The following is a 15,464-nucleotide window of genomic DNA, read 5'->3' as shown; positions in this document are numbered from 1 at the left end:
ATTCGACCGCTTCACATTTTTCTTATTGTGCAGCGGTTTTTGTTATCTAATCAATTAAACTAGCTTAATTAAAAAACGCGATAAAAAACAATTTATAAAACAGACAAGAAGCCACTGACATGAGCCATATCTTCACCGAAGCCAAATTGGAACAGGCAATTATTGAACTGCTAGGACAACATGCAAACAATGCAGGAAAAACCTGCTATCCGCATTATGTCGGCAACACAATTCCACGCAAAGACAATAGCGAAGTGTTGATAGTGGACCGTCAGTACCTTGCTAACCAATATCAAGCTGATGGCATCACTGAAAGTGAAATCACCACGATTGTTCTGCAATTACAATCTTTGCCAGCCAGCGACCTCTACCAAAGTAATAAAACTTTTTGCCATTGGCTCAGTAATGGTTTTTTACTCAAACGCGAAGACCGCAAGCAAAAAGACCTGTATATCGAACTGATCGATACCCAAACATTGCCTGCTCAATTGGTTAAATTATTTGCCGGGGAAGATATCGTATCGGAGGCAGATAATAACCGCTATCGGTTAGTTAACCAGCTCGAAATAGAAGGGCAAGCCCGTGATGGGGGAGTCCAACTGCGTATCCCTGATGCAATTTTATACGTTAATGGTTTACCGCTGGTGGTCTTCGAATTTAAATCAGCGGTGCGAGGTGAAGAAGCAACCCTATTTGACGCATGGACACAGCTTTGCGTTCGTTATAGCCGAGATATTCCTAAGCTATTTGTTTATAACGCCTTGTGTATTCTTAGTGATGGCGTGAATAACAAAATGGGTAACCTATTTGCCCCTTATGAATTCTACTACGCATGGCGCAAAATCAGCGGTAACGAATCAACGGAAAAACAAGGCATCAATGGCCTATATACCTTGATCGAAGGGCTATTTCATCCCGTTCGTTTATTGGATGTATTGAAAAACTTTATTTTCTTTCCTGATACCAGCAAGACCCCAGTTAAGGTTTGTTGCCGTTATCCTCAGTATTATGCGGCTCGTAAGCTGTTTTACAACATCGAAAAAGAGCGTAAGCAGATAAACACGGGCGGTGAAAACATCGGGGGTAGCGGTAAAGGGGGCACCTACTTTGGTGCGACTGGTTGTGGTAAAAGCTACACCATGCAATTTTTAGCGCGCTTATTGATGAAAAGCGTCGATTTCGCTAGCCCAACCATTATTTTAATCACCGACCGCACCGATCTTGATGAACAACTGGCAAAACAATTTTGCAATGCAAAAGCCTTTATTGGCGATGAAATTATTGTACCGGTCACCAGCCGACAAGATCTACGCGACAAGTTAGCAGGGCGTGCCAGTGGCGGGGTATTCCTCACCACCATTCATAAATTCACAGAAGATATTCAACTGCTTTCTGAGCGCAGTAATATTATCTGTATCTCTGATGAAGCTCACCGCAGCCAAATTAACCTCGACCAAAAAATCAGTATTAACCAAGAAGACGGCACGGTTAAAAAGACCTATGGTTTTGCTAAATATCTGCATGATTCACTGCCGAATGCCACTTACGTTGGTTTTACGGGAACGCCTATCGACGCCACCTTAGATGTATTCGGTGAAACTATCGATAGCTACACCATGACCGAATCGGTGAATGATGAAATTACCGTGCGCATTGTGTACGAAGGGCGTGCCGCTAAAATCGCCCTTGATAACAGCAAATTAGAAGAAATCGAACGCTATTACCAAGAGTGTGAAGCGCAAGGCACCAGCGAATATCAGATAGAAGAAAGCAAAAAAGCCACAGCGAACATGAACTCCATTTTAGGGGATCCTGACCGTATTGATGCGCTAGCGAAGGATTTTGCACAACATTATGAAAAACGTGTTGAAGAAGGCTCGACTATCAAAGGCAAAGCGATGGTGGTTTGCGCTAGCCGTGATATTGCCTATGCATTTTATCAGAGCCTGAAGTTACAACGGCCAGAGTGGTTTGAGGCGAAACTGGCAATAGAGGGGGCTGAACTCACTGAGCAAGAGAAAAGCGAATTGATGCGCCTGCCGATGGTCAATATGGTGATGACTCGAGGAAAAGATGACCATGAGGCCATGTACAATTTGCTGGGAACGAAAGATTACCGCAGAGAGTTAGATAAACAATTTAAGAACCCGAAATCCAACTTCAAAATAGCCATTGTGGTTGATATGTGGCTGACCGGTTTTGACGTGCCAGAGCTGGATACTATTTACATCGATAAGCCATTACAAAAGCATAATCTTATTCAAACCATTTCCCGCGTGAATCGCCGTTTTGAAGAGAAAGAAAAGGGGTTAGTGGTTGATTATATTGGTATTAAAAGTCGCATGAATATGGCGTTGGCCATGTATTCGAAAGCGGATAAGTCTAATTTCGAAGATATTCAGCAATCTATCGTTGAAGTGCGTAATCACTTGAACTTATTGGCGCAAGTATTCCATAAATTTGATAGCGATGATTACTTTTCAGGTTCGCCAACACGACAGCTAGACTGCCTTAATCGAGCGGCTGAATTTATCCTGCAAACCAAGAAAGTTGAACTGCGTTTTATGGGGTTAGTGAAGCGGTTGAAAGCCGCTTATGATGTCTGTGTGGGCAGTGAAGATATTACTCAAGATGAACGGGAACACATTCATTTTTATCTCGCGGTACGCTCCATCGTTTACAAATTAACGAAAGGGGACGCACCGGATACAGCGCAAATGAACCAAAAAGTGCGAGAGATGATAGCCGAGGCCCTTAAATCCGAAGGTGTGGAAGAGATTTTCACGTTGGGTGATGACAAAGCGGAGACCATTGATATTTTTGATGATGAATACATGGCTCGTATCAATAAGATCAAGTTGCCGAATACCAAAATGCAGCTGCTGCAAAAGATGCTACAAAAAGCCATTAGTGATTTTCAAAAGGTCAATCAACTCCAAGGGATCAACTTTTCCAAGCGTTTTCAAGCTTTAGTCGAGCAATATAACCAACGCAAAGAGAATGATGTGCTCAATGGTGAAGAGTTCGACGATTTCACTGAACAAATGGCGACGATGATTTGTGACATCAAAGCCGAAATGATGTCATTTAAAGGCATTGGTATCGATATGGAAGAAAAAGCTTTCCTCGATATTTTACAGCACATGTGCCAGAAATACGATTTTACCTACGATGACGCCAAAATGTTGGCGCTTGCTAAAGATATGAAGCTGATTGTCGATGACAGCACGCAATACCCTGATTGGAGCAACCGGGACGATATTAAAGCGAAGCTGAAAGTTGACCTGATTTTATTATTGCACCGTTATGGCTTCCCACCAGTGGCCAATGACGAGGTATATAAAAGTGTGCTGGAACAAGCCGAGAACTTTAAGAAATATCAGTTGGTGTTTGGCGACCGCTAGCGCATCTGGGGTTTTCTGCGCTTTCAGACCTGCAATATCGCCTTCAGTGTGGATGATATCCATGGTCTGATTGCCGATTTCGCCAATCAACTGGGATTGTTTTAAGCGGTTTTGTTCTTTCTCTTTATCAAATATCGGATTGATGCTGCCGTCATTGGCGTGCTCGGTATCGCGATTGAGCTCGTTAACATCCTGTTTTTGCTTGTTTTCATCGCGAACAATCACGGAGCCTTCACTGACCGCTGATTGCGTGGTGCCTTCCGCATGGCCGCTGTTATTGGCGTTAGAGAGTAACCCGCCCGCGGCATTGGTCACCAGCTGGCTGCCAATTGGGCCACCTGTGCCAATCGAACCGCCCGTGTGCTCGGCGGTAAAGTCGGCTTTGTTGTCGATATCTTTCCAGCCCAACGTACCGGTATCAAGGCGATTTTTGTCTTTATCCGCCGTTGAGGCAATCACCGCGCCATCAAGCTGAGTATGCTCTTTGACGTTGACATCAAAGCCGCCTTTTGCTTTTCGACGATTGGCATTAGTGCGTAGTTGTAAGGCAAAAAGTTAGACAGCTAAAGAAGAAGGGAGGGGTAAAACCAGAAAATATACAGTGGGTTACGCCCCCAACCGCGGTAAACCCACCCCCAGCCCGCAACTGACCTTAAGCGGTAAGTGGCTGAATGAGTTGGGGTTTGAGGTAGGCAGTCACTATACCCTCACTCGCCAAGCCGGACAGTTGATTATCCGGCTGAGTGAGGGGGAGTGAGGCAACTAAGGAGATCCCAACTAGACATTGGGATCTTCGTAACGCTTATCTTGTTTTATTAAAGGCTCAATTTCGTTGTTCCATACTAGTTTTTGAAATAATTGATTTTCTGTCGGCTCTCTCATTTCTGTTAAATAATTACGAATTGCCTTTATTGCGATGTTGAAATCTTTTTTTTCCAGATCGTAAAAATTCATTTGATCAAGAACATAAACTTCCATTACTGTTTCATAAATAGCGGGGTATTTTTCATTTAATGCTTTATCAAATAATACTTCTAAAGCTCCTGATGCACTTCTATTTAAAACAATGCTTAAATTATCGGCACTATTTTTACTATACCCAATACCAATATATGATCCCATACTTACCTCAATATGATAATTTTGTCCTGTTGTGATTTTGGAAGTGTTTTGACATAATTCATAAATATTTGTTGATTCTTAGGTGTTAATACACTGAAATCAACCGGAACTATATCGGCCTTATTTAAATGTTTAATGATTTGATCTTGGCCTGGGGGCAGCTTCCCTGCTTCTTTCGAAACCGTCATGTTTTTTTCATAGAATTTGTTAATTCCATCTATTTCAGCTTGCTTTAGGTTTTTTGTTGTATACATTAAATCAACTGTTTTACCTTTATTTGGCCCAGTTGTGATAATAAAATCTGCATTTGCTGTACCAACAGCTCCCTCTGGTAGCCTATCCATTTGCCCTAATGAAGTTTCCAATCTTGCAGCTGCCGCCGCCTCTGCTGGATTCTTTTTTCCGTTGCCTAAAACATCTTTCGTATCAAGTCGCCCATATCCTTCTAAAGGCGTTGTACTGACTTTTATTTCTAAAAACCCATCTGCATTTTTGATGAGTTTTCCAGTTGTAGTCACTGGTGTAGGAACTTTTTTGCCCGGTATAAATACTCCGGCCATCATGGAGCCGAGCTGCTCGGCTGCTAGTTGATCGCCTTCTCCAGCGCGTTTTGCAAGGTCTTGGATTGCATTCCAGCTATCACCATTTACTAACGATACCGCAACATCTGCTACTCCTTGATGTTTACCTGCTAGATCATCAAGAGCTTTCTGGCAATAACTACTCATCGTAGCACAAGCGGTTACTGCTGCTGCACCATCAAAAACATAGTCACCGCCTGCAATAGCCAAGTCTCCAGCATCTTCCAATGCGCCTATAACACTATTAATCGCAGTTGAAGTATTGCCTTCACCAAATGTTTCTCGCGCTTGATCTTTCCACCACTTAGCACTGTCTTTGTAGGATTTTCTTAAGTCATCACCCGCCATTGAGTTATTCTCAACCGCATTCTTCCCAGCTTGCGAGCCGGTAATTGCCCCAGCCACATCACCGGTAGTCAGTCCACCCGCTAATCCTGAAGCCAGCTGACTCAGTGCACTGACTTGCTGTTTCTCACTTTCACTCAGTTCCCAAATTTCTTTGCCCGGGAAGAGGGTGTTCAAGATAACATGAGCCGATAGCTCACCGCCACCAGCACCTAATCCACCCGCAGCGGCGGATTGGTTATTTAGCTCAGCGACGACGGCGCCTAACACAGCATGTGCCATGGCATTCGCGGCTTTATTATCTTCGCCAACCTGCTGTTTTATCAACGTTGCTAAGTAAGGAGAAGAGGCATTTGCCAATGCACCTGCTAAATTATCACCCGCAAGCCCTTGTAGCAAGCCAGTGACGGCTTGGGCGGCTTTTTGGAAGTCGCTGCCCGTGCCGTACTGTGCCATGGCGTTGTTGTAAGCTTGCTGTTTAATCGCGTCATCAGTGAGTGTTTTCCCCTCTAATTCCAGTTGTTTTTTGGCGATGGCTAGCGCATCGGGGTCTTTCTGCGCTTTCAGACCTGCAATATCGCCTTCGGTACGGATGATATCCATGGTCTGATTGCCGATTTCGCCAATCAACTGGGATTGTTTTAAGCGGTTTTGTTCTTTCTCTTTATCGAATATCGGGTTGATGCTGCCGTCATTGGCGTGCTCGGTATCGCGATTGAGCTCGTTAACATCCTGTTTTTGCTTGTCTTCATCGCGAACAATCACGGAGCCTTCACTGACCGCTGATTGCGTGGTGCCTTCCGCATGGCCGCTGTTATTGGCGTTAGAGAGTAACCCGCCCGCGGCATTGGTCACCAGCTGGCTGCCAATTGGGCCACCGGTGCCAATCGAACCGCCCGTGTGCTCGGCGGTAAAGTCGGCTTTGTTGTCGATATCTTTCCAGCCCAACGTACCTGTATCAAGGCGATTTTTGTCTTTATCCGCTGTTGAGGCAATCACCGCACCATCAAGCTGGGTGTGCTCTTTGACATTGACATCAAAGCCGCCTTTGCCTGCAAAGATACCGGTTTGTTCTTTCACACTGTCGTAGTTGCTGTGTATCTTGTCTTTGCTGGCACTGATATTGATGTTTGGCGTGCCACCTATCGTGTAACCGCCACCGATGCTGACCTCTTGCTGTTTCGCATCATAGCGGTCACTGTCTTGCTCACTTTGTAAGGTGAGGTCACGCCCGACATTGACAGTGACTTGCTCACCACAGACTTGTGCCCCTTTGAGGGTGGTGTCTTGTCCACTATTTAAGGTGAGTTTGTTGCCTGCATCCAATGTAGTTTCCGTGTGGGTGAGGCCATTGCCTTTTTCATGGCCTTTGCCTTGGTTGACGGAGGCTGAGATATTGACTCCATAGCCACCTTCACCAACGCCCACACCAACCCCGACACTGCTACCTTTGCTGCTATTTTTGCTGTTTGTCTGCTCGGTATTTTGGGCAGAAACGAGGTTGATATCTTGCGTGGCAGACAGTGATAAGTCTTTGCCTGCTTTGAGCTCACTGCCGACGACCGTGATATTACCGCTGTCGGGGTTGGTATCTTTGTTTTTACCTGTTGCGGTAATCGACAGGTTTTGGCCTGCGTTTAAGGTGCTGCCTTGGGACTGGCGGCTGTCGGTGTGGGTTTCACTTTTCGACGATTGGCTGCCGTAAGACACGCTGACGCCAACCGTATTGGTCGCGCCTTTTTGGTAGCCTTTATCACCTGGCTTGAGGTTGTTTGCCGCATTATAGTTATTGGCGGCCTCAGTTTTAAGGCCATCTAATTCAACGGCTTGCTGGGCTTGAACACCCGATAATACCGCTTTGGTGTTTTGCAGGGCACTTAAACGACCGTCACTTTCTTTGCGAGCTTGCTGTGCAGTGCTGACGGCGGTATTGAGGGCGCTGCCTGCACTGCCAGAGAGAGAAATACCAAACCCACTTTGCTTTGTTTCAAATGTCTCAGTGCGAGTCCGTTCATCATAGCCCGGGTCGATTTGGACGCTGTCGCCCGTGAGGTTTAAGTCTTTTTGGGCAATCAGGTCAGCTCCTCCCACATGCAGTTTGTTGCCGGCGGTGATGTTGACATTGCCTTGTGTGCTGCCAATGGTGCTGACACTTTGGCTTTGAGTGGTGCCTTTTTCATCTACTTCATGGCGGGAGGATTGTTTACCGACACTAAAGCCAATGCCACCGCTACTCATTAGGCCGCTTTTTTTCTTCTCTTCGAGCAGATAATGTGAGTCGGTTTCGGTCGCAGCGGTGATATCCACATTGTTGCCAGCGGTTAAGCTGACATCATTCTCTGCAACCACGGAAGAGCCTTTAACGGTCAGGTCGTTCCCTGCGGTAATGGTGACTTTTTCGCCACTGAGCAAGCTGCCTTTTTCTCGCGTGGTTTCATCGTTTTGGATGGTGTGCTCACTGCTGGCGCTTAAGAAGCCTTTACTGCTACGCTGCTCTTCAACATATTTTTTATTTTCTTCCGTGGCGGTATTGAGTGTCACATTCTGTTTTGCATCAAGGGTGATTTCGCCTTTTTCACTGTGGATGGTGCTACCCGTGACGGTGATGTCTTTATCACGCGCCGTGATTTCGATGTCGTTTTGCCCGCTGAAGGTGCTGCCGACCACCTCATGGGATGAGGTTTCATCGACTCGGGAGCCTTTGCTGCTGCCATTGCGCGTTTGCTCTTGGTCTAGCGCGTGGGTGTCTTGAGTTGCTGCCGTGATAGTCACATCTTTCGCTGAGACGCTGATTTTACCTGCTTGGCTATCGACTTGGGCGCCTTCTGCCACCAAGTTGTTACCTGCGTTCAATGAAACGCCTTTGTCGCCACTGAGCGTACTGAGCACCAAACGGTCTTCTTCACGGGTGTTGCTGACGGAAGAACCGTTGCCTTGTGCATCGAGTTGGCTTTTATTGGTGGTTTTATCCGATAGGATATTGATATCGCCACCCGCGTTGACATCTAATGTGCCGCCAGCTTGCGCTTGGCTGCCTTTGACGGTGACATCTTTTCCGGCATTGAGGCTGAGATTGCCACCAGCGCTGAGTTCACTGCTTTGTGCGAGTTGCCATTCGCCGCTGATATGCGCGAGGCTACCAGTCGCATCCATGCCTTCATTACCGCGTTCACCCATTGCCCCCGCAATCACATCAATACTGCCAGTATGGGTGCTTTTCACTGCGGTAATGGATAAATTGTCACGTGCATTGAGCTTGATATCGCCTGTTGCATCCAGTTTCGCGCCTTGTAGTTGAACGTCATGCCCACTTAAGGTGATATCGGTGGCGCTCATTGTCGCTTGACGCAGTGCATCTTGTAAGTTGGTGCTTAACGTGAGGCTATCGGCTTGGATATTGATAGTATCCGCTTTGATATCCCCATCACGGTGCATAAATTGTTTCGCATCGACCTCAAGGCCTTTTTCAGCTAATAAGTTCCCTGCATTATCGATGCTGTCAGCGGATAAGTTTAGCGTCTTACCGCTGATCATCGCCCCTTGCTGTGTCAGGCTAAGTGTCGTGTTAGCTAAATAGACTTTCGGAACCCAGACCGTTTGTGGGCCTTGTGGGGTGTTGATGGTCTCGCTGACTAGCCACACGATGTCCTGTTGCAGGGCAGCGATTTGTGCCGGGGTCAAAGCAACACCGGGACGTAAGTTGAACTCTTCCGCGACTTTAACACCATTATTCATCAGGTATTGATACTGTGCCATGGCATCTTCTTCACGCAGAGAAGGGCGACCAGTAAGTTTCAGCACCTGCTCGCGGACGAGACGTTGTTCATAGAAACCATCCCCTAAACGCTTATGCACATCGGCAGGGGAGTAGCCAACCCGCTCAAGTAGGTAGTCGCTGCTGATAAACTTATTTCTGTCGGTAAAGCGCGGGTCGGTGACCACTAAGAATGGGCTGTCTGGGGTTAAGTTCGGACGGAATAAGCCATTATCTGGGATAGAGGTTGCCACATCGCCGATGTGCTGTTTTTCGGTTAACGCCAATTCGGCAGGGAGCAGAGGGCGGTCGATTGGCGAAGTGCCCTCTGCTTGATTGAGCTCTGATTTTCCCTGTTCATTGATGGTGGTATTGAGGTCTTGTTTATTCACGCCATCAATATCAAATGCCAGTGGATTACGTTCCCATTCAGCACGTTCCGCTTTGGCGGCATTCATCGCCGCTTCTAGCGTGGTGATTTGCGCGGCATTGACGGTGGTATTGGTGATATTGGCACTGGTGATGGTGACATTGCCATTACCCGAAATAATGCCATCGATGGTGGTGAGTGCCGTGGTTTTGTCACTACTGGACTGTGGATACCAGTGGCTTTTACTGACATCATAATGGTCGGAATAAAATTCTTTACGGCGTTCATTCACGGAATAGCCAGTATTCTCAATGTGCCCTTTACCTTTAATATCCAAATCACCGGTTGAGGTAATGGTGCTGGCATCATTTTTGAGTAAATCCGTGATATTGAGCGTCATATTGCCGCCCGACAAAATGCGCGCGCCAATTCCTTCGGAGATCAATTTGTCACGGGTGACAGAGCCTGTGACCGAACGATTGCGTATCCAGCTGAAATCATCAATGCCGGTTGCAGTTGCCACATCAATGTGTTGGTTGGGATCCCATACTTCATAGCGATATTGGTTGTGCACACGCCATACCGCACCATGGTAAGGCGTTGGAGGGGTTTTGATACGTCCTGGTATGCCACGCGACTCATAGAAGGTCATGGCATAACTGCCATCGCTATTGGGGGTGAGCGCCAAATAATTGACCCACAGGGTAGTGACTTGACCATCCTGCTGTTTCACCTTCATTTGTGCGCGTTTATTTTTGGCATCAATGTCTAAGATGGTGCCATACTTGTTATCCAACGCGGCCTGATCGTTTTGAAAGGTCAATTGCTGCGTGGTCGGTGCCATCGCAGTTGGGTTTTTATGGGCCTGAGTTTCAAATGAACGCCAGTAAAAGTTATACAGTTGCTTTTTATAATTTTCGACTTCAGCCTCGAGCTGAATATCTAACCCTTCACGTAAGTTATTCAATTGACGTGCGGTAATGGAAACAGCGCCTTCCGCTTCAATAAAACTGGCGTTATTTTCAATTAAGTCATCACTGGTGAGTGTGAGGGTATCGCCACTGTAAATCAGCGCTTGGTCGCGGTTGGTGAGTGTTTTTTCTGTTTGTAGGTCAATGTGTTTTGCTGCGGCAATGACGGCCTTTTTCCCCTGATTATCAAGGGTCTTAGCTTTAACGCGGATCTCATCCCCCATCAATGTCGCGCTATTGTTTAAAGCGTCGACGTCGAGCGCCATCTTATCGGCTTCTAACCGATTCAGGTTATTTAGTTTACCTGTTGTGATAGCGAGGTTTTTACTGACCAATGAGCCTTGGTTTGTGAAGTTTAGGCTCGACAGGGTAAAGTCACCCGGTAATAACCAGTCAGTGAGGTTAGTCAAAGTACCCGTGATATTCAGTGTGACCGATTGGTTGCTAGTGAGGGTATCACCTGCGCGGTGCGTGTAGTCCTGCGCCGCGGTCAGCGAAAGCGTTTTCTGACTTTTGATTGTCCCGCCCTGATTATTTATGGACTGGGTACTGATGGCAAGTGACGAACCACTTTGCAGGGTACCTTGTTGGTTTGAGAGGGCAAGCTGAGCCGAGGTGGAAGCGGCATCGGTATTCAGCGCAATATCCCCATTGGCTAACACCTGACCTGATTGGTTATTGAGAGTGTTCACCCCTGAAAACGTCAAGTTTTCATTACTTTGCAGCCGGCCTTGGGTATTTTCGATATTTTTAACGGTCAGCGTGGTTTCTTTACTGCCATGAACCAGTCCATTTTCACGGTTATCTAAGGCATTGAGTAACAGGCTGAGGCTACCTTGACTGCTGAGAATACCGTTGTGTCGATTATCCAAGGTGAGCGCAATCAGTTTCAGTGCGTTGGTGGAAACCAGTTGCCCTTGTTGGTTTTGGATATCGGCAGCCGTTAACGTCAAGGTATCACCGCTGTGAATTTTCCCTTGTGTGTTATTGAGCTGCGCGATGTTGTAGGTGCCCGCGAGTTGGCTAATGAGGGTACCTTGGGTGTTATCAAGCTCTGTTGTATTCAACGCAAGCTTTCCGAGGCTACTCACCGTCCCTTGCTGGTTTTTAAAGGTTTTTGTTTCCAGTTGTTGGTTTTGATTACTGAGGATTGACCCTGATGTGTTATCAATCAGCGTGGTACTGGTGATATTCAGGGTTTGCTGGCTTTCTATTCTGCCAGATGTATTGTCTAACGCTTGGCTGGTTAACGTGAGGTTTTCACCACTTTGCAGCTTGCCGTGACGATTATTCAGCGCATTTTCAATGGATAACAACAGTTGTTTTTGGCTATACAGTAAGCCGCCTTGCGAGTTATCGACACTCGACGCGCTGAGCTGCAATGTGCCACCGGAGAGTAATTGTCCCTGCAGGTTTCTGACGGACTGCCCTGTGGCGGTGAGGTTTTGACTGGCACTGATTTTGCCTTGGGTATTATTGATTTCGTTGGCAACCAAGAGTGATGCAGAGCCACCCGCTTGCAATGTGCCTTGCTGGTTTTCCAGGGCGTTTGCCGTGAGTTCAACATTTTTCTGGCTTTGGATTTCACCGTTTTGGTTATTCAATGACTGAGTCGTAGCCTGCCATGAATCTAAGCTGCCCATCCAACCCTGTTGGTTGAGAATATTATGTGCGTTGAGTGTTTGCGCTTGCTGGCTGAAGAGTCGCCCATCGCGGTTATCAATCAGCTGTGCCACTTGAATATCTAAGCGCCCAAGGGCATTGAGTGCCCCTTGCGCGTTATTGACAAGATTAGCGCTAATTGCGGTATCACCTTGGCTGGTCAAAATACCCGCTTGGTTATTAAAATCGCCACTGAGGGTGAACGATAGTGCATCTTGGCTGAGAATTTGGCCTTTTTGCTGATTACTCAGTTGGTTACCGGTTAACGTTAATGTGCCACCACTTTGTAGCAAGCCCGCGGTATTATTGAAGTGATTACCTTGCCACTGCAATGTTTTGCCAGCGCTGACTTTGCCTTGGCGGTTATTGAGGTCATTTTGCGTGTTTACGATGAGCTGGCTACCCGACAATAACTGGCCTTGGGTGTTATCAATATTCTCTGCGTTGAGGTTCGTCTGTTTTCCTGCTTGCAGCGTGCCTTTTTGGTTGTTGATATCCCCTTGGGTATCGAGGGTTAATTGATTGCCTGCTTCTAATAAGCCAGACTGATTATTCACATCGCTCTGACTGATAAGGTCGAGATTTTGGGTCGCAATCACTTTACCCGTTTGGTTATCCAGTTGGGCGGTATTGATGTTGACGTTCTGGCTGCTGATTTCGCCTTTGGCATTATCAATTTGCGCGCTGGTTGTGATATCCAAGGCTTTACCTGATAGCACTTGCCCGTCACGGTTATCCAGTGCTTTGGTAGTGATGGCAACCTGCTTACCCCCTTGCAGTAAACCTACATGGTTGGCGAGTTGTTGACCGATAGACGCGGTTAATGTCTCATTGGCAATCACTTTACCTTTGGTGTTGTCTAACGCATTTTTTGCAGTGATATCAACGCTATTTTCACCAACGACTTGCCCTTGCTGGTTGTTAATCTTGTTTGCATTCAGCGTAATATCTTTGCTGTAAAGTGTTCCGCTTTGGTTATCAAGGCCAGTCGTTGCATTAAGAGTAAGTTGCTCCCCAGACAGTATTTTCCCTGTTTGGTTATCAACGTGCTGTGCGTCAATGGTTAGTTGAGTATCGCTTTGCACCGTACCTTGTTGGTTGTTAACCACATCTTGAACGGTTAAGGTTAATTTATCACCTGAGCCAATAAATCCGTTGGCGTTATTCATCTGTTGGCGAGCGACAATATCGAGGGTCGTCTGGCTAATCAGTTTACCCAGTGCATTATTGAGATTGTCCGTGGTGATAGTCACTTTTTGGCTGTTGATAGTACCGGATGCGTTATTCAGCGATTTGCCTGCTTGCAGGTTGACGGCATTCCCTGCGACAAGGTTACCCGCGCGATTATCAATCTGCTCTTTGGCATTCAATACCAGTGTGGTTTGGCTTTTAATGGTGCCCGATTGGTTATCAATCGCATTCGCTGTTAGGCTTAAATCGCCATTCGCCCCGATTTCACCTTGCTGGTTTCTAACGCTATTTTTCACCAGCCAATCTTGTTTGGTATTGCCTAACGCAACCAGCCGGCCCGCTTGGTTGTTCAATGAGTCGGCATTGAACTTGAGGCGATTGGCTTCAATCGCGCCGCCTTGGTTATTCAGTTGTCCTGTGAGGGCAAATTGGCTCTCATTTTGCCCTGTTTGTACCCATGTGCCTTTCTGGTTAAACAAGTTGTTAGCGCTGACGTTCCATTGCGCGGCTTTGACTTGCACTTGCTCGGTATGAATATCGCGTGCGCTGTTGAGTTTGACGTTGTTGGCGTCAATTTTGCCTTGGGTGAGGGCGATATCCCCTTGTTTGGCGGTGAGTGCCAACGCCGAGGCGGCGACTTGTGTTTGGCTTAAATCCAGTGACTGGCCTGCTACTGTGACGTTTTGTTTACTTAAAAGTGTGCCTCGGGTATTAATTTTACCGTCGCTGTTTAAGGTGATATTAGCATCTTTAATAATATTGCTTTTGTTATCACTGCCTGCGAGCACGTTGCCTTGGCTGCGGATATCGCCTTTCGCATTGATATTGACATCTTTTAGCGCAGCCAGTGTGCCGGTATTGCTCACTGAGCCTGTTTGGCTTTCAATGTTTAAGGTGCCGCCGCTGTGCAATTTACCTTGGTGGTCGATGGCGTCTTTAGCGGTCAGGGTAATATCACTGCCGGCTTGGGTGGTGGCTTGCTGCGATGCACTGCCCCAAATCAGCTTACCGTTGCTGCTGACTGTTAAGGTTTTATCCGCTTGGATGTGCCCGCCTTGGTTACGCACGCCCACGCCTTTTTCGGTGCCTACCATGTGGATATAACCGCTGTACATGCCGCCCATTTGCCCCATGTCGATAGCAAACTCAGGTTGTGGGGTTTGGCTCTCTATCGGGGTGGGGTTATTTTGCGTATCAACCTTATTTTTACCCGCGACAACCGCGATTTTTTCTTTCGCCCACACGCCGGAGTTGATTTCAACGGCGCGGGCGAGCAAATCCACATATTGGGTATCGTGGCGGCTATCGGCATTCAAGCCACCGCCTTCAACACGAATAACACCACGCTCGACTTGATACCCCGCGAGGCTACCATCTTGATTAAATTGTGGTTTACCTGTGGTGAGGGTCATGCGCCCAGCGTTGATGGTGCCGCAGCCATTACAAATAATTCCCGATGGGTTGGCGACAATCACTTGTGCTTTACCGCCAGCCACTTCGAGGAAGCCTTTAATTTGGCTAGGGTTATTACTGTTGACTTCATTCAGAATAACGCGCGCAGGGGCTTTGTTTGGGTCAAGGTTCGGGTTGCCTTGGATCATCCCCGCGGTTTGTGTTGAAGTCATCACCGCCGAGTTATTGAGAATGGCGCCACGGTTATCGACATCAAATTGTTTATATTGGTTATGGGATATGCCCGAACCATTCGGTGCCGCAATATTGACTTGTGGAATACCATTTTGCGTGTTGATCACATCAGGACGCTGGTTTTTAGGGGCATTGTTATCGGCAATAATGCTGCTCGCCATGGCTGAGCCACCCCACAAGGCTAACCACAGCAGCAGCGAGGTGCGGTGCAGAGTGACCCACAGGCGGCCGCCATTTGAACCGCGCGTTTGGCCTGATTCGGTACTACAGCTTTTAGCTAGCTCGGATACAACACGTAATTCCCCGTGAGTGCGGCTGAAAATTAAACGATAACAATGCTTGTTCATAATGGAGTTCCTTCAAAAAAAACAGTGCAGACACGGGTAAAACTGAAAATGTCTATCGATTATCAAATCA

General features: G+C 47.0%; 4 protein-coding genes and 1 pseudogene. 2 read left to right on the top strand and 3 right to left on the bottom strand.

All coding sequences use genetic code 11. The features are described from left to right. Window positions 1-119: 119 nt before the first annotated feature. Entirely contained in the window at window positions 120-3,404 is a 3,285-nt protein-coding gene (locus tag G6Q48_RS18430) for a type I restriction endonuclease subunit R (RefSeq protein WP_166267906.1), read from the top strand. 12 nt (window positions 3,405-3,416) lie between these two features. Here the strand turns inward: G6Q48_RS18430 and G6Q48_RS18425 are convergent. Further along, window positions 3,417-3,914, bottom strand: a pseudogene (locus tag G6Q48_RS18425) (hemagglutinin repeat-containing protein); the annotation flags it as partial. 91 nt (window positions 3,915-4,005) lie between these two features. Here G6Q48_RS18425 and G6Q48_RS18420 point away from each other — a divergent pair. Further along, window positions 4,006-4,161, top strand: a complete 156-nt coding sequence (locus tag G6Q48_RS18420; RefSeq protein ID WP_166267904.1) for a SymE family type I addiction module toxin — start codon at window positions 4,006-4,008, stop codon at window positions 4,159-4,161. A 20-nt stretch (window positions 4,162-4,181) separates the two neighbouring features. On the opposite strand, the gene G6Q48_RS18415 is transcribed toward G6Q48_RS18420, so the two are convergent. After that, complete coding sequence (locus G6Q48_RS18415; protein ID WP_166267902.1) at window positions 4,182-4,526, bottom strand: hypothetical protein; 345 nt, start codon at window positions 4,524-4,526, stop codon at window positions 4,182-4,184. A 2-nt stretch (window positions 4,527-4,528) separates the two neighbouring features. Continuing rightward, window positions 4,529-15,394 carry a hemagglutinin repeat-containing protein gene (locus G6Q48_RS18410; protein WP_166267900.1) on the bottom strand — a complete coding sequence of 3,622 codons (10,866 nt, stop codon included), beginning with the start codon at window positions 15,392-15,394 and terminating at the stop codon, window positions 4,529-4,531. Window positions 15,395-15,464 lie beyond the last annotated feature (70 nt).

The organism is Providencia sp. M-27, assembly GCF_011077905.1.
Taxonomy (GTDB): domain Bacteria; phylum Pseudomonadota; class Gammaproteobacteria; order Enterobacterales; family Enterobacteriaceae; genus Providencia; species Providencia huaxiensis.
This window is presented reverse-complemented; position numbering and strand designations above follow the sequence as displayed.

Excerpts from the sequence above, each read along its gene's own strand:
- G6Q48_RS18430 (WP_166267906.1), top strand. The coding sequence starts at position 120 with ATGAGCCATATCTTCACCGAAGCCAAATTGGAACAGGCAATTATTGAA.
- G6Q48_RS18415 (WP_166267902.1), bottom strand. The coding sequence starts at position 4,526 with ATGGGATCATATATTGGTATTGGGTATAGTAAAAATAGTGCCGATAAT.
- G6Q48_RS18410 (WP_166267900.1), bottom strand. The coding sequence starts at position 15,394 with ATGAACAAGCATTGTTATCGTTTAATTTTCAGCCGCACTCACGGGGAA.